This is a genomic window from Xanthomonas bonasiae, assembly GCF_017163705.1.
Taxonomy (GTDB): domain Bacteria; phylum Pseudomonadota; class Gammaproteobacteria; order Xanthomonadales; family Xanthomonadaceae; genus Xanthomonas_A; species Xanthomonas_A bonasiae.
Genome location: NZ_JAFIWB010000001.1, coordinates 21,959 through 48,816, shown reverse-complemented (window position 1 = coordinate 48,816; position 26,858 = coordinate 21,959). Strand labels below are relative to the sequence as shown.

The window sequence follows — 26,858 nt, the reverse complement described above, 5'->3', positions numbered from 1 at the left end:
GGGCGCGGCTTTAGGATGAATATATCTTAAATGTTAGCCTAATTATTGTTAGTTTGATTTATATTCTAAGGGTGAGAGCGATGCCGCGGGCTCAAAAATTCCTGATGCCTAGGGTGGAGGCGCCTGGTGCTTCACGACGTGCCCTTGGTGCGGAGCGTGATCGATGGCCGCTCGTCCGGCGGGATGCTTGAGCAGCGCTGTGCCGGTGCCTTCAGGTCGAGTGTCATGTCCCACCTGTCCAAGCCCGCACCGTAGCCATCTGGCACCACTTTCTTCACCACAAAGCCAAAGCGAGCATAGAAGCCCTGTGTGTGTTGGCTGGTGCCCAACACGACTTGCTCGATGTCCGGCCTCCGGCGCAAGGCTTCCAGCCGAGCCAAGAGCAGCATTGTCCCCACGCCCTGTCGATGCAGCTTCGGATGGACCATGCCCCAGCATAGGCTTGCCGTCGTGCCCTCCGTGCTGATTGAGTAGCCCGCGCATGCAATCACTTCACCCGCACGTTCAATGACTCGGTAGTGCCAAGCGGCGGCATGGTGCGTTAGAAATCGCACGAAGTCAGGGCGTTCCTCAGCGCTGAAGAACGCCGGCAGGTTGCCATCAAACAGCCCCAGGCAGGCGCCGAAGTCCTCAGGACGGTAGGTCCGAATCGTATCCATGCCTCCAGTTTGCCTCAGACACGCAAACACGCCGCAAAGGCAATGCGCAAAGGCCAAATCCTCAGGGCGCTGACCGATAAGTCCATTGGCCGAGAACGCCTGCTGTCCTCCTACCCACTCAGGTCCGTATTTCCCCCCACTGGGTTGGGTTTCAACGCATTTCATCTCCACCAGCGCTGGGCCTCTTAAAGGGAATCCTAGCTTCGCTGTCCCGACCGCAAGGGCGAGCCTCCTCCTCGACGCTGGCGCTCTGTTCCGGCCCTCCGCTGCGCGCCGCAAGCGGTGCTCACTGCCGGGTGCGGTAGGGCCGGACGCTTCGCCTGCCGGTTCCCACGAGGCGCACAACGCGCTGGTGGAGAAGAACCGATGAAGCGCACCCAAGACCGGAAGGCCCAATACCAACTCCAGATGGACGAGGAGGGCATCTTGCTCGCAGCAGCCACCATCCTGGAGCAGCGCCTTCAACGACTGGGCCACATCCACAGCCCCGAGCAGGCAGGCAGCTACCTGGTCGCCCGCTGCGCCCACCTGCCGCACGAAGTCTTCGGCGTCGTCTTCCTCGACACCAAGCACCACATCCTGGCCACCGAGCACTTGTTCACCGGCACCACCGACGCTTGCGAAGTCCACAACCGGGTCGTCGCCAAGCGCGCCCTGGACCTCAACGCCGTCGCCGTCATCCTCTTCCACAACCATCCGAGCGGGAACCCGGAGCCCAGCCAGGCCGACCGCCAAGTCACCGAGCGACTGAAGCAGGCGCTGGCGCTTCTCGACATCCGAGTCCTTGACCACCTGGTCATCGGTGGCCGGCAGCACGTCAGCCTGGCCAGTAGGGGGTGGGCATAGCCCGCCCCTTCACCCAAGCAGTCTGCCGAAGCTAGACTGCCAAGGCAGATGCACATCCACATCCACATCCATGGAGCAGGAATGAAGGCGTTTCACGTGCGCGGGATTGTGTGGGAGACCGACGGCAAGCGTCCCGCATTGCCGGGTGAAGCCACGGTAGAATGCGAGAGCGAAGAACACATCGCCGACGCGCTCAGCGATGCATACGGCTGGCTGGTGAGCGACTTCGTTGTCGTAGACGAGACCGGCGGCGACCACACCAGGAACGCAAGTCTGGGTTGAAGGGTTTTCGACTTGGTCGGCGCACCTTTCCCGCTTCCGCTAAAGTGTCGGGCCCTGTTTGAACTGGCGCTCGCCACACGAGCATGCGCTTAGAGGAAGTCGTTGTTGTGATGGCGTTGAAGGGTCTGTTGGTTCTGTCTTTGGTTTTTGCTTCGATTCCTGGCGTGGCAGTAGAGCTGGTCGGCCGCGGGACCGTTACAGACGGGGACACCCTCACGGTGGCGAAGCAGCGCATCCGCCTGTGGGGCATCGATGCCCCGGAAAGCACCCAGCAATGCACCACCAAAGACGGGCGCTCGTGGCCATGTGGCCGGCGGTCCGCCGCCGCGCTGGACGGCTATGTGCTGGACAAGACCGTTCACTGCCAGCCCAAGGACACGGACCGCTACGGCCGGGTGGTCGCGGAGTGCTTCGTCCAGGGAAAATCTGTCAACCGCTGGATGGTGAACTCCGGTTGGGCGGTCGCGTATCGCCAATACGCAACGGCGTTCATCGCTGACGAGGCCGACGCACGCCAGCAGCGGCGCAACCTCTGGCAAGGGCCTTTCCAGATGCCCGCGGACTACCGCCGCAGCAGGCGCGAGCAGGTGGCACGCCATGCTCCAGTGGCCGAGCCACCCATGCCGGGCGGATGCCGCATCAAGGGCAACATCTCCCGTCAGGGCAAGAAGATCTACCACGTGCCAGGCCAGCGGGATTACCAACGCACCAGCATCGATCAGGCACGCGGCGAGCGCATGTTCTGTAGCCCAGCGGATGCCCTGAGTGCGGGGTGGCAACCGGCAAAGCGTTGAGCCCTTTGGGCGCAGCAGAGGCAGTGGCACAAGGGCGAGGCCACGTGTCCATTTGTCTGCCCAAGCAGTCAGTGATAGCGCTAGACTCCGGTCCCAGTAATTTGAAGGACATGAGCCTATGGACGGGACGCAGCGCATGGATACCAAGATGACCAATGAGGCTAAAAAGGGAGAGTTCTTCCAGCTGCTGCCGGACGCTCGGCGTGGAGGAAAAGGTCACGGGGTGGTCTTTGAAAACGAGAGTGTTCTGCGAACGCCGCCGCGCCTCATCGTGAAGCCAAAGGAGGGCGGGTTCCCGCCATTGCGCGAAACCCCACGCCTGGTTTACCGCCCCAGTGAGGGCGTGCTGCCTGAAGACCTGGAGGGTGGCTTCAGCGGCTATTGGTTGGTTTCCGAACGGCTGCGCCGTGTGATGGAGTCAGTGGACGCGGACGCCTTCGCCTTCGCTGACGCTGACTATCGCTTGGCCGATGGCTCCAAGGGCCCGACCGTCTTCCTCTGCGATGTTGTCCGCACCTTGGATGCCTTGGACGAAGAGGCCTCTGAGCTCAACATCGAGATCAGTGACGAATTCGAAGCGGGGAAATACTACGACCTCACCGGCGACATCCGGCTGGCCTTCAGGCGGGATGTGCTGGGTTCGGCACATGTTTTCAGGTTGTCTTTCCATGGTGGTGTCTTCTGCGATAGAGCGTTCAAGGAGGCCGTTGAAGCGGCGGGCATTGTTACGCCCAGCAAGTCCAATGGGCTTTGGTTTGACGACGTTGTGAACTGCTGATTCGCGGCACTGGCAGCAAGGAAGGAGCCTGATCCATGGCGAACTATCGGACGATTTTCCAAGATCATCACAACATCGAACAGCAGACGCTGAAGAACAGCGAGTTGTTGGCAAAGCTGCAAGAGGTCGGGAAGTTTCATATCCATGCTTCTGAGAACCGTTTGTTCCTGCCGGCTAGTCCTCAGCTGGCTGACGCGCTTGGGGTGACGCCACACAGTGGTGGCCCTCTAGCCGAATACCAGAAGGGCATGCTTGAACGGTTGAATCGCATCCAATCGACGCGAGACGGTCAAGCTGCTTTGATGGGGGACCCTGATGCGATTGACCGGGTGGCTCAGCGCGTAGAGCAGTTGCGCGACACGGTCAAGGTCGGGCTGATCAATGGCGACTTGAACACCAATACTCCCGTTGGCGAACTTCCGGCGCAAACGAGCCAGAGAGTCCGTCAGTTCTTTCGCGATATCCCGGCCTACTACCAAACCCACGCGCAGCAGGTCGAGGCGCTGAAGGGTTTCACTGGGGTGGACCACGGTTGGGGCGCCGTCGTGCATTCCGAGTCTCGAATCGTCACCACGCTCAGCCAAATCCAGGTCAGTAACGCTGCGATCGTTCGAGGCGGGGACATCGAGCTTCAACGCAGCGGGTTGTCGCTCGCCATTGCCAACGCCCATCACGACGGGCGCGTGGTCTTGTCCGAGCAGGGCATCCTCAAGGTCGAGCAGACCCTGGGTGAGGAAGCCGCACAGAACCTTCGTGTCCCACGCGGCCAGCGCGGCGAAGTCGCCATGCAGTTGTTGATGGGTGAAGCCTCTGCCCGTGGCCTGACCCGTGCCGGCGGACTTCTGGCCACGGGCGCGGATGCGGTCATGACTGCCCGCACGGCCTCGGCGCTGATGGAGCAGGGCAACACCACGGCGGCGCAGTCGGAGGTTCAGCACGCCATTGCGCGCAACGCGGGCGGCTGGGCCGGCGGCGCGGCCACCGCGGCCGCGCTGGGCAGCAGCAGTGGGTTTGTGCCTGCGGCGTTGGTGGTGGGCGACGCCGTCTTGATGAGCAAGGCCTTCGACAAGGCCGTCGACCTCAAAGAGAACCGCGACATCTTCCACCAGACCGATCGAGCTGGTGTGGACTGGCAGTTCAATGGACGGGATTGGGAGCGCCAAGGCGCGTTCGATCGCACGCCTGATGGCCGCGACGCCCCTATCCAAGGATCCGTCGGCGCCAGCTATGTGAAGTCCCAGGAACTGGGTGCCATGGCAAATGCCAAGGCTGCCGAGTTCGCGCTGGGCAAAGCCCCCCCGCCGCAGGATCCGTTCAACCTCCCGGCCCAGGCCGGCGACCGGACGGGCCTCGACAACCAGAACTGGCATCGCAATCCGACCACCGAGTCCTGGGAGCGCCAGGTTAAGACCGGTGTGACGGGCGCCAACGACCAGGGGGTCTACACACCGCAGACCGCTACCCCAGCGCAGGCTCAGCGCCTGAATCAGGAAGCCCTGGGGCGCATCGAGAACAACATCGCCACCGGCCGCGAGGCCATCGCCCAGGCCTACCTGGAAAGCCATGCCGCCCAGCGCGGGCAGGACTACGGGGTAGGGGTGCCGACCGCGGTGGAGAATGCTCGGGCCAGGCCCGACCACGTGCAGGGACACGACGGCCAGGTCTACCAGCGCACTGCTGAGGGGCAGTGGGCGGGCAAGGACGGGGTGGCCGCCGGCAACTTGGCAGTGGAGCTGGAGCTCACCAACCAGATGCGCCAGCCGTCACTGGAGCGCGCCCAAGAAACCTTGGCGGCCATTGAGGCTCGCCCCGCGCCCTCGCCGGCGCAGATGGAGCACAACGAGCTTCTGCATCGGTATCGAGCCGCCGGCATCGACCTCAACGCCCAGGAGCACAACCTGCAGGCGGTGGAATTGGCCACTCATCGGACCAAGGAGGCCGAAGGCCTTACCGGTCCGACGATGCAGCAGCTGAAGCCGAACGAGCAGGGGCAATATGGCTACGACAGCCCGATTGCCCACTACCAGGTCGGCCAAGACGGGGTGGCCCACCAGGTTGCGGTGACCACCTCCGAGGAGCTGCGCCAAGCCAAGGCCGAACTGGGACAGCCCGCCATGGCGCACGTGCCAACGCTGGCGACGGTCTCCGTGTCGGCACTAGGCCGCAGCAAAGAGCAGGACGCCGAACCGGCGCAGGAGAAGGGGGCGCAGGGTCCGATGCTGGCCGACAACCCCGCGCACCCGGACCACCCCACCTACCAGACGATCCATTCTTGGGTCAGCGGCACGGGGAACTGGAACGAGGAGGAGAGCCGCAACGTCACTGCGGCGCTCTACAGGCAGCAGGTTGAGGACCCGCTGGTGAAGCGGGTGGACCGGGTCACCGGCGCGCTGGGCAAGGACGGGGCCGAGAGCGTGCTGGCGGTCTATGCGCCGTTTGGCGACAAGCTGCCGATGTTCCATGCTCGGGTGGATGGGCGGGAGGCGGCCCAGCAGCCGGCAGAGCAGAACCTGCAGCAGGCCGAGGTCATCAAGCAGGATCAGGTGCGTCAGCAGCAGGTAGAGATGAGCCAGAAGCAAGCGCAGGAGCAGGCAGGGCCGACTCGGGGGATGTGAAGCAGGGAGATGACGCGCCTCTATTTCTGCCTCCTGTGCGCGCAATGCTCGGTTTCTTAGACTCTCGTGACCCCGATTTCATGGCGTCACCCGTCGAATCTCCCAATCGCCGCGCGACAACGTTCGAACCTGATGAAGGTCAGTGTCATAAATGGCGATCAGTTCAGAGCTGCTGGCGATGATGTGGCCCCGGATCTTTCGCTCGCCCCTCTCCCAGAGTTCCGTATCGCCGCGCGATACCGGGCCGAGTAAGTGACGCTGCTCAGCGCTCGCTTCATTTTTTCCAGCATGTTCGCCAACAAATCCTGGTAAGACTGATACGAACATACTGACGAAAAAAAGTGTCGTTGCAAGGTAGATGCCAGAGGCGGCGATGCCTCCTGATGACAGGACAAGCATGATTGAAGGGTGACGTCGACCAAATTCTTTGATGCGAACTCCTTTGGCGGGTCGGGCAGGGAAGCGGTAGATCCAAACCGCGAACCACAGCAAGAAAAAAGCGAGCAACAAGGCAAGCCATGGGACGGAGTGGATGACCCCAATGCCTTCCAGCACAATGGCATAGTAGCCTCGGATGATTTTCCAGTCGGTGGATTGAGGAAAGAGGTCTGCTTGGACACCCCACGCATTGAGATAGCTTGTGTATGCGACATGCCCACATCCGTGAAGCACAATCCCAGCCAGGGTCGTCATCGCAGCGATGCTGCCGATCAACGTGGTGATGGACCACGACCGCTTGGAGGACGCCCTGGGAGCAGGTGCATCTAGATCAGCTGCTTCCTGTGCTGTGTATTCCAGATTGCTTCGACGATCCCTTGCTTTGTCCATCATCCCCCCTTGTCTTGACTTGCATACTTCCAAGTGTCGCGAGGCTAGTCAAGCTGTTATAACTGGCGGATCTGGCCGGCTTCATGCCATCTCGATTGGTTATAAATAAGGGCGGGACGAAGCGGCCGGGGAGCGATACGATAGGGGTGCCCGAAGGAGGGCGCGGAACAGGGGAAGTTCATGCAGTTAGCAGTCGTCAGAATCTGCAATTTCTGGTCCTTTGGCCCCAAACCAATAGAAGTCAAACTAGATTCGATGACCTACCTGCTTGGTCCCAATGGAGCAGGTAAAACAGCGGCCTTGACAGCGCTCGCGCGCATGTTCGGCACAGCAGGCAGCATGCGTGCGGTTCTGCCTTCTGACTTCCATGTGGCGATGGGCGAAGTGCCAGCGGAGGGAAAGGCCGCGAGTCTATGGATCGAGGCAGACTTCACGTTTCCCGAGGTCAAAGAGGGCGAGGGCACCGCCGCTGTTCCGATCTTCTTCTCGCACATGCAACTCCAAAGCGCCGATGGTGTCCCTGGTGTGCGCATCCGACTCACAGCAGAGATGGATGAGAGTGGGGAGATTGAGCAACGCTTGGAATACGTATTGGCAGCCGATGAGGACGGTGTGCCCACGCAGCTTAGGGGCATGCCAAAGCCGGATCGGCAAGCCATCCAGGTTCATTACTTGCCGGCTAGGCGTAATCCCGCCGACCACATCGCATACAGCGCAGCTTCCTTGCTTGGGCGAGCCCTTCGAGCGGCAGACTGGACCGCTGAGCGCACCAAGGCAAACGACCTATCCGAGCAGCTCGGTGCAGCAGTCACCGAAAATGAGGGCGTTGCAGCGTTTGGTAAGGCACTTACGGCAGGGTGGGGAAAGCTTCACAAGGGGAAGTTCTTCGCCTCCCCTAGTATTGCTTTTGGCACAGGTGGGCTCGCTGAGGTGTTGAAGCAGGTCAGTGTTCGCTTCTCGCCCGGTCACGAAACGCCATCAGTGGATTTCGAGCGCCTCAGTGACGGTCAGCAGTCATTGCTTTACATCTCGCTCGTCTTAGCAGCCCATGCGGTTGATGTCGCAGCGCTGACCGACGAAGAGTCACCTTTTGACTTAGCTCGGCTAAGGCCGGCTGCTTTCACTTTGCTGGCGGTGGAGGAACCTGAGAACAGCCTTTCGCCTCAGTATCTAGGTCGGGTCATCCAATCGCTCCGAGATCTCAAAGAAGAGTCAGGAGGCCAAGCGATTGTGGCCACGCATTCGCCTGCCATCTTACGCAGAGCGACCCCTGATTTAATCCGCCATCTGCGGCTTGGCGCTGATCGAACCACACAAGTCAGCCAAATCGTTCTTCCGGATGAGGCCGGAGAGGCAGGCAAGTTTGTTCGCCAAGCGGTCATGGCTTATCCGGAGGTCTACTTCGCCAAGCTGGTCGTTTTGGGTGAAGGCGACAGCGAAGACATCGTGCTCCATCGCATGCTCAGCGCGATGGGCGTCGAAGCGGACGCATCCAGTGTCTGCGTGGCGCCTCTTGGGGGGCGACATGTCAATCACTTCTGGCGCTTGCTATCCAGTTTGCGCGTCCCCTATGTCACGCTTCTGGATCTTGACTATGGCCGGCACGGCGGTGGCTGGGGGCGTATAAAGAACGCGCACAAGCAGCTCATTCTTTACCCTAATGGTCATGAAGTCAGGACGCTTGCACAAATCAACGCAATGCCGGGATGGGAAGAATCTGGACAATCGCCAGCATTCGCGGTGGAGCGTCAGTTCCTAGCCGCTGCAGGTGTTTTTTTCTCAGGCCCTATTGATTTGGATTACGCCATGCTGATGAAGTGCTCCGACGCCTACGGTGCGGAAGTGCACAAGCCGACTGATGATGAAGAGGAGGAAGCGCTTGACCGAGCGGTCTTGGGGAAGTCAGGCGTTCCTGAACTCTTCGATGCTGTTGGGAAGGGATACTTTTTCGATTACCACCGGCTCTTCAAGCTTGGTAGCAAGCCCGTTGCTCATCTTCACGCCATGGCCAATTTGACGGACGAGCAACTGGCGGCGAACGCTCCAAAGGCATTGAAAGATCTTTGTGAGCGTGTGATCGCGATGTTGGCGGAAGACGCAGAATGATTACGCCAGCGCAATGGAGTCCAGTTGCCATCAAGTTGTTAGAGCCCGGGGCGAAGGCTGCGATTACGGCACTTCATGGGAACAGCATGGTCATTGCCAATCCCGGATCAGGGAAGACAGAGCTTTTGGCTCAGCGCGCTGATTTTGTGCTCAGGACCGGAACCAGTCGCTATCCCAAGAAGATCCTGGCCATCTCGTTCAAGACTGACGCCGCGCATACTCTTCGTAGGCGCGTCAGGGATCGATCAGGCTTTGACCACGCCCACCGCCTCAATAGCATGACCTTCGACGCCTTTGCGCGTCGAATCATCGCGATCTACCGGCCGCTTCTAAGGCCGAAAGACCGACTGGACCATGGGTTCAAAGTCGGTGTGAACCGCGTCAATACCATCCAAGTGGCGTTCAAGGAATTGGTGCCTTTGGCGCAACAACTTATCGATCAGCATCCGATGATCAAGCGATCCATCAACATGGCTTATAGTCATGTGTTTTTGGATGAGTTCCAAGACTGCACAAGCGCGCAATACAAGCTCATCTATACATTGTTCAAGGATACCTCCACCTCTATCACCGCTGTGGGAGACGCCAAGCAAAAGATCATGGGCTGGGCCGGGGCACTTGATGGGGTGATGGGCAAGTTCGCTGATGAGTTCCCGGCAATCGCTCTGAGGCTCGTTCAGAACTGGCGCTCTGCGCCGGCCATCCGTCGCGTGCAGAATCGAATGATCATCCAGATGGAGCCGGGTTCAGCGGTCGCCGAGAATGACATTGTTGGGGAAGAAGGCAAGGTCTACCTGGCTAGCTTTTCTGATGAGCAAGCTGAGGCTAAGCGTATTGCGGAAAAGATTGAAGAGTGGATCGCCGAAGGCATTCCACCACATGAAGTTGCGATCCTTCACATTCGGCAAAGTGGTCTGTTCAATCAAGCTATCGACGATGAGTTGGATCGTCGTGGTATCCCGCGTCGTAACGAGCAGGAGCTACAAGATTTGGTGTCTGAACCAGTCACAGATTTTGTGGTCAACCTCTTGCGCGTTCTTGGTCGAAAGCCTGCTCCAAACGCCTACGCATCGGTTCTGTATGCTTTGACCGCGCAGGACGATGACGAGCAAGGCAACTGGGTCAGGCTGCTGAGTGTCGCTCGCGATTGTGTGGCTCAGGGGCTTGCTGCTGATCACGCGGAGCTTGCCTTCGAGAAGTTGCAGGAAGTCATGGCGTCGGTTCCGGTCACGACACTGCTGTCACTTTCTTCGGAATATGATTCCGCGCGCGTTGCCGAAATCTTAGGCAAGGTCTACGAGGTTCTCGGGGCCTTTATCCGTCAGCACCATGACCTAGATCAAGCGCTGGCAAGATTTCTGGATGAAGGATCAGTCCGGGTAATGACGATCCACAAATGCAAAGGCATGGAATTTGAGTGCGTTGTTTTACCTTGCACGGAGCGGGAGACTTGGTGGGGAGAGCAAGACGAGAACCGAAATGCCTACTTCGTCGGTGTCAGTCGAGCCAAGCAGAATCTAGTCGTGACCTATGTAGACAGGAGGAGCAAGCCGGCTCAGTTCCCGTCTCGCTGGGAAAGCGCACGGCACCCACAGGAAGAATTCATTGGATATGTGCAAGCTGGGGCGCTTCCTCTATAACACTGACTGAAAATGGCGGCTTCAAATCAGATGACGCTCTTCTTGACGACAAGCCGATCTGTCCTATCTTGAGGTGCAGACAGTGCCATACACCCGCAGCCTGCCAGTCACGCAATCGGCGCCAACAGGTCATGCCGCTGCCGTAGCCAAGTTCCTGGGGCAGATCCTCCCAAGCGATGCCAGTGCGCAGCATATACACGATGCCGCTGAATGCGCTTTGGTCGTCTACGCGCGGCCTGCCGCCCTTGGGCGAAGGCGGCACTTCCGGGAGCAAGGGTTGGATGCGCTTCCACAGCGCTGTGCTGATTTCTTTGTGGTGAACCATCACCCCACAGTGGTGGCTCAACAGACGAGTTCAAGGGACTTTTGTTAGCCGCGCTTAGTGGAAAAGGCAGTTGATGAGTTGAACGCGACTCGCAACATGCTACACATCGGCTACGAGAACCATGCATGAACAAGCTGTTTTTTGGGTTATACTAGGCGTGCTCTGGCGATAGGCTCTGCGCCTGTCCCTCTATTCGTCACCAAGTGACTTACTCGACGCCGTATGTCTCTATTCGGTGGTCGCCGTTGGTTAAGTGTCCATGCGCTTTGCGCTAGGCTAGCCGGAGCTATGAATAGAGGAGTGATCTTATGAAAAATTTATTTCGTAAGACCCGCCTAGTTCATGCGTTGCTGTCGTTCTGGGGCGGATTCTTCCGTTTCCTGGCAGCGCTCATGAACATGGCATCTAACTACTCGTGGGCTGCCCGATGAAGAGATGGGAGCATCGTTTTGAGGTAAAGCCAGGGCGATGGGTGTATGTCCCAACTCCTTTGGGAAAGGCTGCAGGTGAAAAGATCCGTTCATCTGTGTCAAAGGTGTGGTCCCGACCCAAGTTCTACTTCCACCTTCGCAGGGGCGGTCATGTGGCTGCTCTCCGCCGACATTTAGAAAATCAATATTTCTTTCGCTGCGATCTCGACGACTTTTTTGGGCGCATCAATGAATCGAGAGTCACTCGTAGCCTGAAAGGTAGTTTTTCATATGTTGACGCTCGGAAGATGGCGAAAGAGAGTGTGGTCATCCGGCCTGACACTGGAAAGACTATGCTGCCCTATGGATATGTGCAGTCCCCGATGCTGGCATCCTTGGCGCTTGACCGCAGTCGAGTAGGACGATTTCTACGGCAATGCGAATCTTCTGAGCACCTGACTGTCAGCGTTTACATGGATGACATCGTGTTGTCGTCCAATGACGAAGGGCGCCTCACTGCCGCAGTCGCTGAACTTGGTCAACTTGCGACTGACGCAGGGTTGCCGTTGAGCCCTGGAAAAAGCAGTTGGTCCTGCCACAGAGGTGACAGCCTTCAACGTGGACCTCTCACATGGCTCATTGGCTGTGACGCAGGAGAGACTTGAACGCTTTCGGGAGTCGTATGCCATGGCAACCTCCTTGCAAGCCGCGATTGGAATACTGGGCTACATTAATACGATCAATCCTGCCCAGGTTGTTGCCGTAACTTCGTGACGCAAGTTCTTTGAGTGAACTAGTGGGACGCACCTGCCGTCGGTGGCCTGCCTGAGCTCTCTATCTTGATGTTCCCAAGCATGCTGGCTTCGGTTTGGACCTCCTGAACACGCCGGCGTCTAGCATGGATCAGCAGAGCGCCCACCAGTTCTGCATCATCCAGTTCATGAACTCCAGCCAAGAAGACCATATCCGCCACGCGCTGCCGTCGCTTCACTTCATTTCGCTTCGCTATCTCTTTGGATTTCGCTTCGCGGCGCTGACTGGCTAAAAGCTCACGCGCTTGCAGCTGGGCCAATCGTTCGGTGGCTCTCTGGATTCTCTGGTGGTAGTGGGTTGGCTCGGTCATGCTTTTCTCCTCTGCGTGCTTACGAGTCAACCAAAGAAATGGCTCACGTCAAGTTCGCGCCGGCTTGAAAATTTGCGCTCCCTCCAAATCGAAAAGATATGAAAAACAAGGCTTAAAAGAAACAAGCAAGAGCGCACCTAGGCGTTCCTGCGGAACGCGTGCGCAAAGGGCTTCGCCCCTTGAACCCCAAGCGCCGGCGGCGCTTGCGAAAATCCAAAGCCGAGGCATAAACCAAGCAACCCCACTGCTTCGGAGCCGCCGCCTCATGGCCATCTACCACGCCAACATCAAGACCTTCAGTCGCGCCAAAGGACATTCGTCCATCGCTGCGGCCGCCTATCGCGCTGGCCTGCTTCTCGAGGACGAGAAGACCGGGCAGCGCCACGACTACCGCCGCCGAGACGGCGTCGTCGAAACGCGCTGCATCGCCCCCGAGGACGCGCCCGACTGGGCTTTTGTCCCCGCCCAGCTCTGGCCGGCGGTGGAGGCTGCTGAGCGTCGCAAAGATGCGACCGTCGCCAGGGAGTTCGAATTCGCGTTGCCCCACGAGCTCAATGAGGCGCAGCGATCGGCGCTGGCCATGGAGGTCACCCGTGCCTTGGTCGGCCGCTATGGCTTCGCGGCGCAGGCCAGCATCCACAGCCCAGGTTCCAAGGACGGGCTGAACTGGCACGTCCACGTTTTGACCACGACGCGGCGCATCGGGCCGGACGGTTTTGTAGACAAAACGCGTGAGCTCGACGGTGGGCCTTCGGGCAGGGCAGAAATCGAGTGGGTCCGCGAGCTGATTGCTTCCACCATCAACGCTCACCTCAAGGCCGCCGACCTGGATATCCAGGTGGACCACCGCAGCCTGAAGGAGCAGGCCGACGATGCGCTGGCCCGGGGTGACGTGACGGCCGCTGCCATCTTCTCCCGCGAGCCTACCCGGCACGTTGGGAAGAACGGCACCGCGGTGCAACGGCGGGGCGGTGTCTCCGATCGCGCGGCCGCCAACCTGCGGATTGAAGAATCCAACGAAGAGACGTTCCAAAAACTCATCGCCGTCTTCGAAAACGAGGGGCGTGCGGTAGAAGTGCCCGATGGCCACAGCCACGAACAGGCCCAGCGGGAGGCCCACCGGCCTCCGGCCGTGCTTTCTCTACCGCTGGGCCGCGGGGCAGGGCGCATCGAGATGTCTCGCAGCATGGGAGCCATTGCCCAACGGCTGGGGTTGCTGGAGGAGGGCGCTCCTGGGGCGCCACGCCCAGAGCCGCTTTCCATCCCGGCGCTCGTTGCCGAGCTGGCCCAGGAATGGGGAGCGCTGCGCCACGAGGGCGTTGCACGGGCGCTCCATGCCACCCGCCAGCTCTTGGCTTGGGCGGCTGAGCGCGCCGCGGCGTTCGCTGAGCACACGCGATTCCGTACCGACGTGTTGGAGCTGGCCCGGCGGTTGCGCCGCTTCAAGGCCAGCCTGACGAGGTTCGGACGCCGCCTGCAGGCCGAGCAACGCGCGTCCAAGCTCCGCCATTTCGCGGAGCGGTCCTGGGAGGAGTTCATCGTCAACCATCCTCAGCCAGGCACGTCTTGGACGGAGAAGGACTGGAAACAGAGGCGGGGCCGGCGCTTGAGCGCCCTGGAAAGTCGGACCGCCGAGCTGGCCGCGGCGCGGGCTCGGGTATCACCGGAGCAGCAAGCCCTCTGTGAGCAGGAGGCCGCAGAGAGTGGCCGCCATCTGGAAGCCTGGAGCCAGGAGATGCTTGAGCGCTATCCCCTTGAGCTCGACCGACCGTTGGTCTTTGGCGGGCAGGACACCCAACCGGAACCGCTCTACGACCCGCCAGTCCTGGACCGTGCACCGAGCGGCCCCCGTCCACCGCGCCCACGCCTCCACTGAAACAACGGTGCCCCGCTTGCGGGGCACTTTGTTGTTGGGGCGGTGCGTATCAGTGAAGCGTCGGCTTCTTCTTGTTCGCCACCGGATCCGGGGCTTCCTTGCGCCGGCGGTTCTTGCGCCACTCTTCGACGGACGGCATGTCGCGCACCACGATCGCCTCCCGGGTTCGAATCTCTTGCAGGCGCGGTGCTTGCGGTGGCGATGATGGTGGCGGCGTCGGCGCGGGTTTGGGCGGGGCATAGTCGTGGGCGGAAGGCGCGGCGTTGCCTCCGCCGTGCTGGCGCAGCATTTCGGCGGCCACGTCCAGCGCATGTCGGATGTCGTCGATGCGGTCGGACAGGCGGCAATGCCGCTCCTGGCAAAGGAGCCCGGTGATGAGACGACTGGCGATATGAAGGGTCAGTTCGGATTGCATTGTTGCTCCTTGGAGCCTGTGGGGGAGCCCTCATCCAAGCACCAAGCCGGCATACCGCAAGCGCAAATTCCTGCGCTATTTCACAAATATTAATAGGCGCCGCAAAGTTGGCTTTCCCATGTCCATGGATGCCTAGAAGGGGTCAGGCGACGGTCAATGATCGGCATCGCCGGTGGGCCGCTCTGGTGAGGTGCCGTGCTCCCGATCACGTGCCGTTGGTGGCCCTGGGACTTGCTCGCCTGGACGGCGAGCGGCATGGGCCTGGGGGATCCACATTGCATTCCGCCTCGGCTACGATCCCGGACGCAGGACCATCCCTTGGACACAAATTGCGGGTGCCCAGGTGGGAAAAGACGATCGGCATCAATGGGTTAGAGGATTTTAAATTGTGTCCCTCTCACTCCGCCAGTGTCAAGGAAACGCCCGCAAATCAACGATTTGCGGGCGTTTTTCTTTTTCCTTCCTTACTTACTCGTGTTCGCGTCCATGCGCTTCGCGCATTTCCTCACCCGCGACGCTAGTAGTTGAAGGTCCCTTTGCGCATTCGGATGATCGTAGGCGCGCTTCGGGCGAGGCCGCCAAATACAGCATCGCGCGGGCCGTGTCTGACGGCGTGGTGTTGCGGCGGCGGCGCTTTGCAGCCATCGCAGCATAGGGGCGGCGCTGGAAGGGCTCTTGAAGAGCCTTGATGGCATGTCGCCGCCGGGGCTGATCCCTGGCGGCGTGAAGCTGCCGAGTGGGGCATAGACGGTCAGTTGGAGATTCAACGACGGCAAGGGCCCTCGCTCTTCCGGCACTGGAGGTGCAGCACTCGGTGCCGTCGCAGTGACGTTCTCCCGCGAAGCGCCGTCGAGCCAGTGGTGGTGAGGCGTGCCCGTCGGTTTGGCCTGCCTGCGCGCACGGGGCGCGGCTCATATCTGTCAGCCTCCGGGATGCGAGCACCGTCAAGACCATCGTTCAGCAGACCCGAGCCCCCAAGGAGCAGTATGCCCTCGGGATGAGCCATCGCGAGCACGCCCGCTGTGTTGAACAACTTGAGGCGAGCCGAAGGAAAATGCATCCCCTTCGGAGCCGATGCTCTTTTCGGCTCTTCGGTGGCGGATAGCTGTTGCGGTGACACGCGCGCTGGTTGCCAATGGCCTGGCTCGTCGGGCGCTTGGTCGCGATGAGACACTTCGCTAGGCCTGCAGCGCTCGCTTCTACCGGCTCCGGTGCAGCCCGCTGCCGCCAAAACACGCTGTATTCTTTTTCCATGGCAATGCGAGCGCGAACGTCACATTGACAACGTCGGTCAGGGCGCAGCTGATCTAGTGAACCAGGCCGGAAAATGCTTGCGGCCACTGAGTGTGTCCTCGCCCCGAAGTGCCGCCTGTTATTTTTTGGTCTGATGCGTCTGCGGATCGTGCGTGATCGACATTCATCGTCGAGCGGGGCAGCGATAAGGTCATATCGACAAGCATGCCGGCGCGCTGGCTATAGCCAGCGCGCGTCAAATGCGTGTTGAGCGGCTTTCCCATCTGCTTAGTCAGCGCGTAGGGCTTCAGCAAGCGGTGAAAGTTGAGCATCGTGTCTCGTTGGGGCGTTGTCCAACACGTCGCGAGCTGGGCAACGCGGCGCAACGTCGGGATCTCTATCGTCGATCACGCAGTGCGTACCACTGCTGCAAAAAATGACTCCGCGCCGCCCTCGTCAGCGCAAGACTGCCGACCTGCTCGCTCCAACACCGGATCACGCGGTTCGACCGAGCCGAGCAGTTGCCCTCACCGCGCCATCTGCTCAACTCACGCAGAGATCTCGCGACGGACCTGTGAGCGCTTGCCCAAAGCAGCCGCATGGGTTGCATGGAGGAATCCTCCATGTATCTGCGCAATGTCGCTCTTTTGGGTCAATTCTCTCAGTCGAAGATCACCCAGTCGCGTGGCAAATAAATTTCTCGAAATTGGCCTACATTGAAAACAAATCGAATGCGTAGACAAAAATAATTTATGGGATAAATTTCGCTAAACGCGAGACGGCGTGATCGACTCGGTTGCGGAAAAATCCTTGTTTCAAGGGCTGCGACGCGTCTTGTGGGCTTTGCATCTCAGGATGGTTTACATCGGCATTTCTCTGCGCTACTGTGGCTCGGGGTGGAAAGACGAGTACTGAATCGCAGCACGCGATAGTTTTTGGCGATGCGGCAATGATGTGTGTCGTCATCGAGGATGACGCTGCAGTACTCCATTCAGTTCTTAGGGAAAAGAGCGCAATGCGGCATCGAACTAGCAATTGGCCTGACGCTTGGCTGCCTGTCCCGTACAAACGGGAACGCGCGTCAGTGAGGCTGTTCTGCTTTCCTTATGCGGGGGGCAGCAGCACCGATCCTGTCTTCAGGCAATGGGCAAATGCGATGCCGGCCGAGGTCGAGCTATGCATTTTGGAAACGCCGGGCCGCGCGAGGCGTATGACAGAGCCGCTCGAAGCGTCGTTGCCGCGTCTGGTGGAACGTTTGGTGCCGGTGTTTGCGGCTTGCACCGATAAGCCCTTCGTTTTCTTCGGCCATAGCCTTGGCGCGATCGTTGCCTACGAACTGGCGCGCGCATTGGCTGCGGCGAAGTTGCCATGCCCGAGTCAGCTGATTGTGTCGGCAAAGCAAGCGCCACACCTGCCGTATACGCGGCGGCTATTTGATCTTCCGCGTGAACAATTCATTGACGCACTGCGGGAATTGAACGGAACACCGGACGAACTGCTCCAGAACGAGGAGTTGTTGGACTTGGTGGTGGCGGTGCTGCGAAACGACTTGGAAATGGCATTCAATTACCGATATTCCGGCGCGCCACTGCGCCACGTGCCCATCCTGGCTTTCGGGGGCAGGGACGATCCTCATGTTGATATCCAGACTGTTCTGGCGTGGAAGACGCACACTGCGCAGTTCCGCTCCGAGATTTACCCTGGTGGGCACTTTTACCTCCAGAGGGAGTCGAAAAACGTGGTGCGGGATCGAATGGTGGACATCATGGCCGCGTTGGCGAGAGATGTAGGCAATCGCTGCGGCGCAACCGGAGCAATAGCTGCCGACGATGAGCGCCAATGGCGCAACGCGTTCACGACAGCAACCTAAGTTGGTTCATGAGAACAAGGATGTTCGAAATGCAGAAGTTCCTGCCGGTGCATGCCATTGCTGCCAGTACTTGCGATTCGCGCGTGGCTGCGCTCGTCGACGGCAGGCTGGTGACGCATGCTGAGTTCCGTCGCCATGTCGCTGCATGGCGGGATGTGTTTGCCGCCCGCGCCGGGAAGAATTGGGCGCTGTACTTCGACGACGGTCTCGCCTTTGCGGCGGCATTGTTTGGCGCGTGGCACGCGGACAAGTATGTCTATCTGTGTAGCGACAATCTGCCTGCGACGCTGTCGAGCATGCGTGGGCGTGTCGATGGGTACGCCGGCGATCTGCCGGCGGAGTTCGAGCCGCTCACGCCGCCTGATCCGTATCAGGTCGATCCGCCCGATTGGTCTCCCTTGGACGTCGAACGGACTGGATTGGCGGTTTACACCTCTGGTTCCACCGGGGACCCCGTTGCGCTCGACAAGCGCCTGCGCCAGCTCGGCGAGGAAGTTCGGGCGCTCGAGTCTCGCTTCGCCGAAGTGTGCGATGTCGATGCTGCGCCTGAGGCGACTGCGGTGTATGGCACTGTCTCCCATCAGCACATCTACGGACTTCTGTTTCGCGTGCTGTGGCCGCTTGCGGCGGGGCGTCCATTTGGCTCGCGCCTTTTCTTTTACGAGCAGCTGTCACATGCCCTTGGCCAAGGCCACAGCGTGCTTGTGACCAGCCCCGCGCACCTCAAGCGATTGCCGGTAGAGGTGGACTGGTCGTCGGCACGCGCTCGGCTGCGTGCGGTTTTTTCCTCCGGCGGTGCGCTTGACGAGGACGCCGCTGCCCACGCGTGCGCAACGCTTGGCATGGAGGCGATCGAGATATATGGCAGCAGCGAGACCGGAGGTATCGCCTCGCGCCGCCGCAGTGGCATGGCGACCTGGAAGCCGCTGCCTGGCGTGGAGTGGAATCTCGTCGAAGGCCGGCTGGAAGTGCGTTCGCCATTCCTTGCGGATGCGCAATGGTTTCGCAGCGAGGATTTAGCCGAAAGCGACGGCGCCGGAGGCTTCCGCCTGGTTGGCCGTGGCGACCGCATCGTCAAGTTCGAGGATCGACGGGTATCGCTTACCGCGCTGGATGCGGCGATCTCTGCGAACACCGCGGTCGAGGACGCACGCGTGCTTGTTCTGACCGGAGCGCGCACCGAACTTGCCGCAGTGGTCGTCCCTAGCGCGGATGGCTGGTCCCGGTTGCAGTCAGAGGGGCGCTGGCGCTTCACCCAGATGCTCAAGAGTTCGCTCGCCTCCAGTCACGATGCGACGCTGCAACCGCAGCGATGGCGTTATGTCTCGGCGCTACCGGTCAATGCCCAAGGCAAAGTTACTCAGCATGCGTTACGCGATTTGTTCGAACTGACCTCCCCCTGAACCCGGCTACTGCCGTGCCAGGTTGCCCTTCCTTCTCAAAGTGCCCGCGATGAACCTATCTGCACCTGTAGAAATCGAGAATTCCAATAACGTTATCTTCGGCGCGGGAAGTTTGCGGATCGAAGACGTGGGGGACTTGGCAGCGCGGCGCCGCGTCGCGCAGGTCAGTCAGGACCCAGAATTCCAGAAGAAGATTGCGGACGGCGCAGGCTTTCTGGACCGTATGCTCGCCGATAATGGGGTGATCTATGGCGTGACCACCGGTTACGGTGATTCGTGTACCGTGTCTGTGCCTGCCGACCTGGTGGCCGAGCTGCCGCATCATTTGTTCACCTACCATGGCTGCGGTCTCGGTCGGTTCCTCGACGCCGACGAAACCCGTGCGGTGCTCGCCGCGCGCTTGGCGTCTCTGGCCTACGGCGTGTCCGGGGTGAGCCCGCAGTTGCTGGAAAACTTGGCCAGCCTGCTGCGTCATGACGTGTTGCCGCTGATTCCGGCCGAAGGTTCGGTAGGCGCAAGCGGCGATCTGACACCGCTGTCCTACGTGGCCGCGGTGTTGTGTGGCGAGCGCGAGGTCCTCTACAAGGGCGCGCGCCGCCCTGCCGCCGAGGCGCTCGCCGACATCGGCATGGCGCCGCTGCGCCTGCGCCCCAAGGAAGGCTTGGCGATCATGAACGGCACTGCGGTGATGACCGGCCTGGCCTGTCTGGCCTGGAAACGCGCCGATTACGTTTGCCGCCTCGCTACGCGTCTGACTGCGTACAACGTGGTCGCCACCGCCGGCAATGCGCATCACTTCGACGAAGTATTGTTCGCTGCCAAACCCCACCCGGGTCAGATGACAATCGCCAAGCGCCTGCGCGAGGACTTGAAGAGCGAACGAGAGTTGCGCAACGAGCAACGCTTGCAGGACCGCTACTCGCTGCGGTGCGCGCCGCATGTGATTGGCGTATTGCAGGATGCGCTGCCTTTTCTGCGCCAACTGATCGAAACCGAGCTGAACAGTGCCAACGACAACCCGCTGATCGACCCTGCGCGTGGCCGCATCCTCCATGGGGGTCACTTCTACGGCGGCCACATTGCGTTTGCGATGGACTCTTTGAAAAACGTGGTCGCCAACGTCGCCGACCTGCTCGACCGGCAGCTTGCGCTGTTGGTGGATGCTCGCTACAGCCACGGCCTGCCAGCCAACCTTTCGGGCTCCGTTGGTCCGCGTGTGTCGATCAATCACGGCCTGAAAGCCTTGCAGATCAGCGTATCGGCGTGGACCGCGGAAGCGCTCAAGCAAACCATGCCAGCCTCGGTGTTCTCACGCTCCACCGAATGCCACAACCAGGACAAGGTAAGCATGGGCACGATCGCAGCGCGCGATTGCCTGCGGGTACTGGAGCTGACCGAGCAGGTGGTAGTGGCGATGCTGATTGCCGCACGGCAGGGCATCGCGCTGCGTCAGCGGGTGTCGCCTGGCACCCAACTGCAGGGCGAAGCAGCCTTGATGCTGAAGGACTTGTCCGAACGTATCGCGATTGTTGATGAGGACCGCGCGCTCGATGTGGAGATGCTTGGGTTGCTGCAGGACCTGCGGCAAGAGCGTTGGGGCTTGTACGTGTGAGCCTGCTTGGCGCAACGGCCTGTGCGGATTCCCTCTAATTTTGTGGAGCACTGATGCAAGCGCACGACATGAAGTGGATGGAGCAGGAAATAAAGAAGCTGATCGTCAGTGAACTTGGGTTGGAAGATATCGCGCCGGAAGAGATCGACTCGGACATGTCGCTGTTCGGCGGCGGGCTGGGGCTCAGTTCGGTCAATGCTCTGGAACTGGATGCCGCGCTAAAGAAGCGCTTCGTAGGCAGCGGCGTGGCCGAAGGCGACGTGCGGCGCCTGGGCGCGATTGATCTGTTCCGCTATTCCACAGTGCGTCTGTTGGCCGAATATCTGGGGCAGGCGCTGGCGCCTTCCGATCGCGACCAGGCGCAAGCGGACTTCGGCGCGCGCCGCCGCATCGCGCTGGAACAGAAAAACAAAATCCGCAATGGCTGAACGCTACGAGTGCTTTCGGGGGTAATGTGAAGTCAAGCGAACTTACGCACGTTCAGGGCGCCATCGCCATCGTTGGAATGGCGTGTCGATTTCCCGGGGCAAATTCTCCTGAGGCGTTCTGGCAGAACCTGTGCGACGGCGTTGCATCGCTGCGACCCGTGTCTCCAGAAGAACTCGACGTGGCCGGCGTAAGCCGCAAGGTTCGCCAGTTGCCAGGTTACGTACCGGTGTACGGCGGCCCGGAAGGCATCGACTCCTTCGATTCGGCCTTCTTCGGAACCACGCCTGGCGAAGCCGAGTGCATCGATCCGCAGCACCGGATACTGCTCGAATGCGCGCACGAGGCGCTGGAACGCTCCGGCTTCGGCTTCTCGTCCTATGGAGGACGCACCGGGGTCTTCGGCGGAACGGGTTCGCTTAACTATCTGATCCACAACGCGCGCCCGTGGGCGGCCAACCCACTCGAGCCCGTCGACGGCAGCCTGTCGCGCGAGATGCAGGTGATGCTCGGCAACATGAAGTCCTACGTGTGCACGAGGATTTCCCATCGGCTGAACCTGCGAGGTCCCAGCCTGTATGTGGAATCGGCCTGCGCCACCTCGCTGGTCGCGGTCCATCTGGCCTGCAAGTCTTTGCTGGACTATGAGTGCGACACCGCGGTTGCCGGCGCGGCGCGTCTGGAACTTGCCTCGCCGAGCGGCTACCTGCACCAGGATGGTGACATGACCTCGCCAGTGGGCAAGGTCTGCGCATTCGATGCGGAAGCCAAGGGTACCGTGTTCTCCAATGGCGCTGGTGCGATCGTGCTGAAGCGCCTGGAGGATGCAGTCGCCGACGGCGATACCATCTGCGCGGTGATCCGTGGAAGCGCTATTAATAACTCCGGCGACGACAAGGTCGGCTTCACCGCGCCGAGTTTCGAAGGCCAACGCAATGTGATCCTCGAGGCGATGTCGTTCGCCGATGTCCGCGCTGATTCGATCAGCTATGTGGAAAGCCATGGCACCGGCACCGTGATCGGCGATCCGATCGAGCACTCTGCGTTGACCGACGCCTATCGTCAGCACAGCCAGCGCAGCGGTTACTGTGCGCTGGGTACGCTCAAGCCGAATGTCGGACACATGGATGCGGCTGCGGGGATCGGTGGCCTCATCAAGATGGCGATGGCGATGCGGCACCGGCGCATCCCGCCCTCGATCAATTTCCACACGCCCAATCCGCGCATCGATTTTCTCTCCAGCCCGTTCTTCGTCAATACAGAGTTGCGCGAGTGGGATTGCGGCGAAGTGCCGCGCCGTGGCGGCGTCAGCGCTTTCGGTGTGGGCGGCACCAATGCGCATGTGGTGATGGAGGAATATGTCGATGATGCGGAGCGTCCAGCGCACTCGTCCTGCTTGGTGTTGCCATTGTCGGCGAAGAGCGAAGTCGCGCTCTCGCGGGTCGAAAGACGGCTGGCCGACTATCTGGAAGGCGGGGCGGCGGCCGACCTGCGCGATGTGGCCTTCACCCTGCAGCGCGGGCGCGAAGCTTACGCGTGGCGTTCGGCGGTCGTGGCCTCCCGTCGCGAAGAAGCGGTCGCTGCGCTGCGTGGGCTCGACAAGTCCGCGCGCCGCCGGGTGGAAGTGTCCAGCGGGCGCCCGGTGGTCTTCCTGTTCCCGGGCCAAGGCGCGCAGAAGGTCGGGATGGCGGCGTCGCTCTACCGCGACGAGCCGGTGTTCGCGTCCGCGCTGCGCGAGTGCGCGCACTTGCTGCGCCCGCACCTGGGCCTGGATTTGCTCGAAATTCTGTATCCCTCAGAGACGGACGCCGAAGCGGTCGCGGCGCGCCTGGACGAGACCTGGATCACCCAGCCGGCGCTGTTCAGCGTGTCCTGGGCTCTGGCCGCCCTGTGGAAATCCTGGGGCGTAACCCCGTCAGCGATGATCGGCCACAGCGTCGGCGAGTATGTGGCGGCGAGCCTGGCCGGCGTCTTCGAACTGGCCGACGCGCTTCGCCTGATTGCTGTGCGTGGGCGGCTGATGCAATCGCTGCCTGCGGGCGACATGATCTCGGTCCCGCTGGGCGAGTCCGATGTGAGTGCCTACCTGGGCAACGGCATCGACCTGGCCGCTGTCAACACGTTGCAATCGTCCGTGCTGTCGGGGCCAGCGGATGCGATCGCCGCGCTGGAGGCCCGCCTGCAGGAGCAGGCGGTGGAGGTGCGTCGCTTGCGTACCTCGCATGCATTCCACTCAGCGATGATGGAACCGATCCTGGCGCAATTCGAGCGCGAGTTCGAAGGGATGGCGTTGCAGGCCCCGACCATCCCCTACGTTTCCAATGTCACCGGCGACTGGATCAAACCGGAGCAGGCGACTTCGGGGGGCTACTGGTCCCGTCACCTGCGGGGCACCGTGCGCTTCGCCGAAGGCGCGCGTCTGCTCGCCGCCGATCACGATCGAGTGCATCTGGAGGTTGGCCCAGGCGCGACCCTGTCGCAATTCCTGCGCCAGCTCGGCGGCGATCGCAAGCCCGACACGATTTCCTCGCTCGGCCATCCACGCCAGCAGTTGGATGCGACTTACGCGATGCGCGGGGCCGTCGCCGCGCTATGGACGTACGGTGCGTCGATGGATTGGGCCGCGCTGGACGACGCTGGCGGGGGCGGGCGTCGCGTCGAATTGCCCACCTATCCGCTGGAGCGCAAGCGCTACTGGATCGATTACCGGGCTTCGGCTGAACCAGGCTTGCCGCCGGCGACGGGCGTGCTGCCGCCCGAAGAGTGGTACCGCATCGCGGTCTGGAGACGCACGCCGCCACCGGCGCCCGCGACGTTCGAGGCAGGCGCGCAGTGGCTGCTGTTCGCCGACCGGCGCGGGCTGGCCGAGCGCATCGGTGCGGCGCTGGCCGCCGTCGACCAGGCGATCACGCTGGTGCATGAAGGCGAAGCCTATGCCTGGGGCCGTCATGACGCCGTCGCGACCATCCGCGCCGGGCACGCCGAGGACTACACGCGGTTGCTGATGGATCTCGACGCCTGCGGGTTGCGGCCCACGCGAATCCTGCATGCATGGTGTGCCGACGATGTTGGCGGCGACGTGGACCGCGCCTACGACCTGGGTTTCTACAGTCTGCTGCACCTGGTGCAGGCGCTGGGGCAGCTGCCCGACGCGGGCGAGATCGGACTGGACGTGCTGTCCAGCGGGCTGGCCGACGTCAGCGGCGAGGAGCCGATGGATCCGCCCAAGGGCGCAGTACTGGGGCCGGTGCGGGTGGTCGGCTACGAGCAGCCATCGATCCGCGCGCGTCACCTCGACGTGCCGGCCGGAGACCATGCGCGGTTGGTCGGGCAGGTGCTCAGGGAATTGGCGTTGACAGGCGAGCCGGGGCGCAGCGTGGCGTATCGCGGAACCCACCGGTTCGAACTGGAGAACGAGCGTTGGGATCCCACGCTCGGGCGCGCGGCTGAGGTCCGTCCGGCATTCAGGAATGAGGGCGTCTACCTGATCACCGGCGGCCTGGGCGGTCTGGGCCTGGTCTTCGCCGAACGGCTCGCGCGCGAGTTCCGCGCGCGTCTGGTGCTGACCGGTCGCAATGGCCTGCCGCCGCCGACGGAATGGAGCAGCTGGATGGCCGAGCATGCTCACGACGACGCCACCAGCGAGCGTATCCGCTTGGTACGGCGCCTGGAGTCGCTGGGCGCGCAGGTGCTGGTGGAGGCGGTCGACGTCACCGACGAGTCTCAGATGCGCGCGTTGCGCGAAAAGATCCACCAGCGCTTTGGCGGAATCGATGGGATCATGCATGCCGCTGGCGTGTCCGGCGGCGGCATCATGCAGTTGAAGACGCGCGAGGTGGCCGCCGCGGTGCTCGAACCCAAGGTCCGCGGTACCCATGTGCTGCGCCGGGTGTTTGGCGGCGATGCGCTGGACCTGGTCGTGCTGCATGCGTCGCTGTTCGGCGTCATTGGCGGTTCCGGGCAGGTCGACTACTGCGGCGCCAACGCCTCGATGGATCTTGCGGCAAGCGACTGGTCGCGTACAGGCGTGCCGGTGATATCGATCGACTGGGATGGCTGGACCGAGGTAGGCATGGCCGCGCGCGCCGGTCTGTTCGGTGCCGGCGCCGCCGAACAGGTCGGCGAGGCCCGCGAGCTGACGCATCCTTTGCTGGACAGGATGTGGACGCTTCAGGACGGCGGGTACGAGTTCGCCACACACCTGCATCCGCAGCGGCACTGGATCGTCGATGAGCACCGAATTCAGGGCCTGCCGGTGGTGCCGGGAACGGCGGTGCTGGAGATGATCCTGGCCGCGTGGGAGCAGGTGCGGCCGGGCAGGGCGGCGACGGTGCGCGATCTGCTGTTCTTGGCGCCGATGCCGGTGGATCCGGTGGCGGGTACGGCGTTCCGGCTGAAGTTGGCAGCCGACGGTGATGGGTTTCGGCTGCGTGTGCAGCGCCAATCGACACAGGGACGCTGGGACGACGGCGTGATCGGTGCGCTGGTGCCGGCCGTGCAGAGTGGGCGGGTGGGGCAAGGCTGCGCGGACGACCTGGCGGCGCTGCGTGCGCGCTGCGCACAACGCGTCTGGGACTTCGCCGGTCGCGCCGGCGACGGCTTGCCGCGGGGGGAATGGCTGTCGTTGCGCGGGCGCTGGGAGTCGCTGTTGCGGGTCGAGGCCGCTGAGCGAGAGGCGCTGATCGAATTGCGCCTGCCCGATGCCTACGCTCACGACCTGCGCGACTACGTATTCCACCCTGCGCTGGCCGATCTGGCCACCGGCGTGGCTAATGCGCTCTGGCTGCATTCCGAAGCCGAGGATTCCGCGCAACAGCGGTTCTTGCCGCTGGGCTACCAGCAGCTGAGCATGGTGGCGACGCTGCCAGGCACGTTGCTCGCCCACGTGGCGATCAAGGGCGAGCGCGCGGTCGACGACGAGATCGTGGTGCTGGACGTCACCCTCTACGCGCCGAACGGCGCCCGTCTTGGAGAGGTCGAAGGGTTCTCGATCCGCCGGGTCGCAGATGCTGCGGCGATGCCGGGCGAGGCCGCGGATAGGCCGGACGAAGCCGTCGTGCGTGCGCGTGGAGCCGATGACGCCGAGGGCATCGCGCCACAGGAAGGCGTCGAAGCGCTGCTGATGATCCTCTCGGCCAGCGCGCCGGCACAGGTGATGGTGAGCAAGCGTGACTTCCGCCGGGCGATGGAACATTACGCGACGGAGACGGGCAATGACGCGTCTGACCAGTGGAACGACCGTCCCGAGATCGACAGCGAGTACGTCGCGCCGACGAACGAGCTGGAAGAAGTGTTGGTGGAGATCTGGAAGGGATTGCTCGGCATGAACCAGATCGGCATCCACGACAATTTCTTCTTCCTTGGCGGCGACTCGCTGCTGGTGACGCAGATCCCGGGGAAGCTGCGGGCCAGGCTTGGCATGAGTATCGAATTGGGAACGATCTTCAAGGCGCCCACGATCGCCCAGATCAGCGAACACCTGCAATTGCGGCAATGGGTCCAGCAGGCGCAGGCGGTCGGCAGCGAAGAGCGCGAGAACCGTGAAGAGGGTGCGATATGACGCGGACTGGCTCGGCCCCCGACGCATTCGCGCAGCGGGCTGCGACCGTGCAGATGC

Annotated in this window: 19 protein-coding genes and 1 pseudogene; 14 read left to right on the top strand and 6 right to left on the bottom strand. The window is 61.7% G+C overall.

All coding sequences use genetic code 11. The features are described 5' to 3' along the window. Positions 1-131 precede the first annotated feature (131 nt). Positions 132-659: a GNAT family N-acetyltransferase gene (locus JR064_RS00160; RefSeq protein WP_206228428.1), complete on the bottom strand. Its 528-nt coding sequence runs from the start codon at positions 657-659 to the stop codon at positions 132-134. Positions 660-1,025: 366 nt separating this feature from the next. Here JR064_RS00160 and JR064_RS00155 point away from each other — a divergent pair, with 366 nt between their 5' ends. The 5 genes from JR064_RS00155 to JR064_RS00135 all read left to right on the top strand — a co-directional run bounded on the left by JR064_RS00155 (position 1,026) and on the right by JR064_RS00135 (position 5,974). Continuing rightward, positions 1,026-1,505: a JAB domain-containing protein gene (locus JR064_RS00155; RefSeq protein WP_058359058.1), complete on the top strand. Its 480-nt coding sequence runs from the start codon at positions 1,026-1,028 to the stop codon at positions 1,503-1,505. A gap of 81 nt (positions 1,506-1,586) precedes the next feature. After that, positions 1,587-1,787 (top strand): hypothetical protein, encoded by a 201-nt coding sequence (locus tag JR064_RS00150; protein ID WP_206228427.1) that lies wholly within the window; start codon positions 1,587-1,589, stop codon positions 1,785-1,787. A 110-nt stretch (positions 1,788-1,897) separates the two neighbouring features. Further along, positions 1,898-2,581, top strand: a complete 684-nt coding sequence (locus JR064_RS00145) for a thermonuclease family protein (protein WP_206228709.1) — start codon at positions 1,898-1,900, stop codon at positions 2,579-2,581. Between the two features lie 118 nt (positions 2,582-2,699). Then, the gene (locus tag JR064_RS00140) at positions 2,700-3,359 is read left to right on the top strand and encodes a DUF1629 domain-containing protein (protein ID WP_206228426.1); all 660 of its coding nucleotides are present in this window, start codon (positions 2,700-2,702) and stop codon (positions 3,357-3,359) included. A gap of 35 nt (positions 3,360-3,394) precedes the next feature. Beyond that, positions 3,395-5,974: an XVIPCD domain-containing protein gene (locus tag JR064_RS00135; RefSeq protein ID WP_206228425.1), complete on the top strand. Its 2,580-nt coding sequence runs from the start codon at positions 3,395-3,397 to the stop codon at positions 5,972-5,974. Positions 5,975-6,052: 78 nt separating this feature from the next. On the opposite strand, the gene JR064_RS00130 is transcribed toward JR064_RS00135, so the two are convergent. Continuing rightward, complete coding sequence (locus JR064_RS00130) at positions 6,053-6,805, bottom strand: hypothetical protein (protein WP_338123847.1); 753 nt, start codon at positions 6,803-6,805, stop codon at positions 6,053-6,055. Between the two features lie 252 nt (positions 6,806-7,057). On the opposite strand from JR064_RS00130, the gene JR064_RS00120 reads away from it, so the two are divergent. Then, complete coding sequence (locus tag JR064_RS00120; protein ID WP_241092778.1) at positions 7,058-8,908, top strand: ATP-dependent nuclease; 1,851 nt, start codon at positions 7,058-7,060, stop codon at positions 8,906-8,908. Then, positions 8,905-10,548: a UvrD-helicase domain-containing protein gene (locus JR064_RS00115; protein WP_206228423.1), complete on the top strand. Its 1,644-nt coding sequence runs from the start codon at positions 8,905-8,907 to the stop codon at positions 10,546-10,548. The genes JR064_RS00120 and JR064_RS00115 overlap by 4 nt, the downstream gene beginning before the upstream one ends. Before the next feature lie 73 nt (positions 10,549-10,621). Here JR064_RS00115 and JR064_RS00110 read toward each other — a convergent pair. Beyond that, positions 10,622-10,873: pseudogene (locus JR064_RS00110) on the bottom strand (transposase); the annotation flags it as partial. Positions 10,874-11,300: 427 nt separating this feature from the next. Here JR064_RS00110 and JR064_RS00105 point away from each other — a divergent pair. Next, entirely contained in the window at positions 11,301-11,948 is a 648-nt protein-coding gene (locus JR064_RS00105) for a reverse transcriptase domain-containing protein (RefSeq protein WP_206228422.1), read from the top strand. Positions 11,949-12,076: 128 nt separating this feature from the next. Here JR064_RS00105 and JR064_RS00100 read toward each other — a convergent pair whose 3' ends face one another. Further along, a complete protein-coding gene (locus JR064_RS00100) occupies positions 12,077-12,406 on the bottom strand; it encodes a hypothetical protein (RefSeq protein ID WP_206228421.1) in 330 nt (109 codons plus the stop codon). A 265-nt stretch (positions 12,407-12,671) separates the two neighbouring features. Between JR064_RS00100 and JR064_RS00095 the strand changes: the two genes are divergently transcribed. Next, positions 12,672-14,282, top strand: a complete 1,611-nt coding sequence (locus tag JR064_RS00095) for a MobA/MobL family protein (protein ID WP_206228420.1) — start codon at positions 12,672-12,674, stop codon at positions 14,280-14,282. Positions 14,283-14,331: 49 nt separating this feature from the next. Here JR064_RS00095 and JR064_RS00090 read toward each other — a convergent pair whose 3' ends face one another. Together JR064_RS00090 and JR064_RS00085 are read right to left on the bottom strand one after the other, a co-directional pair. Continuing rightward, complete coding sequence (locus JR064_RS00090) at positions 14,332-14,697, bottom strand: hypothetical protein (RefSeq protein WP_206228419.1); 366 nt, start codon at positions 14,695-14,697, stop codon at positions 14,332-14,334. A 1,307-nt stretch (positions 14,698-16,004) separates the two neighbouring features. Further along, positions 16,005-16,262, bottom strand: coding sequence for a hypothetical protein (locus JR064_RS00085; RefSeq protein WP_206228418.1), 258 nt, complete (start codon positions 16,260-16,262; stop codon positions 16,005-16,007). Between the two features lie 752 nt (positions 16,263-17,014). Here JR064_RS00085 and JR064_RS00080 point away from each other — a divergent pair. Genes JR064_RS00080 through JR064_RS00060 form a run of 5 tightly spaced genes read left to right on the top strand, consistent with a single transcriptional unit; the run spans position 17,015 to position 26,801 of the window. Next, on the top strand, positions 17,015-17,800 hold the full coding sequence (locus tag JR064_RS00080) for an alpha/beta fold hydrolase (RefSeq protein ID WP_206228417.1): 786 nt from the start codon (positions 17,015-17,017) through the stop codon (positions 17,798-17,800). Positions 17,801-17,829: 29 nt separating this feature from the next. After that, the gene (locus JR064_RS00075; protein ID WP_206228416.1) at positions 17,830-19,203 is read left to right on the top strand and encodes an AMP-binding protein; all 1,374 of its coding nucleotides are present in this window, start codon (positions 17,830-17,832) and stop codon (positions 19,201-19,203) included. Positions 19,204-19,252: 49 nt separating this feature from the next. Further along, positions 19,253-20,815, top strand: coding sequence for an HAL/PAL/TAL family ammonia-lyase (locus JR064_RS00070; RefSeq protein ID WP_206228415.1), 1,563 nt, complete (start codon positions 19,253-19,255; stop codon positions 20,813-20,815). Between the two features lie 53 nt (positions 20,816-20,868). Next, positions 20,869-21,243, top strand: coding sequence for a phosphopantetheine-binding protein (locus tag JR064_RS00065; RefSeq protein WP_206228414.1), 375 nt, complete (start codon positions 20,869-20,871; stop codon positions 21,241-21,243). 26 nt (positions 21,244-21,269) lie between these two features. Beyond that, entirely contained in the window at positions 21,270-26,801 is a 5,532-nt protein-coding gene (locus tag JR064_RS00060; RefSeq protein WP_206228413.1) for an SDR family NAD(P)-dependent oxidoreductase, read from the top strand. The last annotated feature ends 57 nt before the right edge of the window (positions 26,802-26,858 follow it).

What these genes read in the sequence shown, in the direction of transcription:
- JR064_RS00140 (WP_206228426.1), top strand. Translation starts at nt 2,700, where the DNA reads ATGGACGGGACGCAGCGCATGGATACCAAGATGACCAATGAGGCTAAA.
- JR064_RS00160 (WP_206228428.1), bottom strand. Translation starts at nt 659, where the DNA reads ATGGATACGATTCGGACCTACCGTCCTGAGGACTTCGGCGCCTGCCTG.
- JR064_RS00065 (WP_206228414.1), top strand. Translation starts at nt 20,869, where the DNA reads ATGCAAGCGCACGACATGAAGTGGATGGAGCAGGAAATAAAGAAGCTG.
- JR064_RS00115 (WP_206228423.1), top strand. Translation starts at nt 8,905, where the DNA reads ATGATTACGCCAGCGCAATGGAGTCCAGTTGCCATCAAGTTGTTAGAG.
- JR064_RS00085 (WP_206228418.1), bottom strand. Translation starts at nt 16,262, where the DNA reads ATGCTCAACTTTCACCGCTTGCTGAAGCCCTACGCGCTGACTAAGCAG.
- JR064_RS00155 (WP_058359058.1), top strand. Translation starts at nt 1,026, where the DNA reads ATGAAGCGCACCCAAGACCGGAAGGCCCAATACCAACTCCAGATGGAC.
- JR064_RS00135 (WP_206228425.1), top strand. Translation starts at nt 3,395, where the DNA reads ATGGCGAACTATCGGACGATTTTCCAAGATCATCACAACATCGAACAG.
- JR064_RS00150 (WP_206228427.1), top strand. Translation starts at nt 1,587, where the DNA reads ATGAAGGCGTTTCACGTGCGCGGGATTGTGTGGGAGACCGACGGCAAG.
- JR064_RS00095 (WP_206228420.1), top strand. Translation starts at nt 12,672, where the DNA reads ATGGCCATCTACCACGCCAACATCAAGACCTTCAGTCGCGCCAAAGGA.
- JR064_RS00090 (WP_206228419.1), bottom strand. Translation starts at nt 14,697, where the DNA reads ATGCAATCCGAACTGACCCTTCATATCGCCAGTCGTCTCATCACCGGG.
- JR064_RS00070 (WP_206228415.1), top strand. Translation starts at nt 19,253, where the DNA reads ATGAACCTATCTGCACCTGTAGAAATCGAGAATTCCAATAACGTTATC.
- JR064_RS00130 (WP_338123847.1), bottom strand. Translation starts at nt 6,805, where the DNA reads ATGATGGACAAAGCAAGGGATCGTCGAAGCAATCTGGAATACACAGCA.
- JR064_RS00105 (WP_206228422.1), top strand. Translation starts at nt 11,301, where the DNA reads ATGAAGAGATGGGAGCATCGTTTTGAGGTAAAGCCAGGGCGATGGGTG.
- JR064_RS00100 (WP_206228421.1), bottom strand. Translation starts at nt 12,406, where the DNA reads ATGACCGAGCCAACCCACTACCACCAGAGAATCCAGAGAGCCACCGAA.
- JR064_RS00120 (WP_241092778.1), top strand. Translation starts at nt 7,058, where the DNA reads ATGACCTACCTGCTTGGTCCCAATGGAGCAGGTAAAACAGCGGCCTTG.
- JR064_RS00075 (WP_206228416.1), top strand. Translation starts at nt 17,830, where the DNA reads ATGCAGAAGTTCCTGCCGGTGCATGCCATTGCTGCCAGTACTTGCGAT.
- JR064_RS00145 (WP_206228709.1), top strand. Translation starts at nt 1,898, where the DNA reads ATGGCGTTGAAGGGTCTGTTGGTTCTGTCTTTGGTTTTTGCTTCGATT.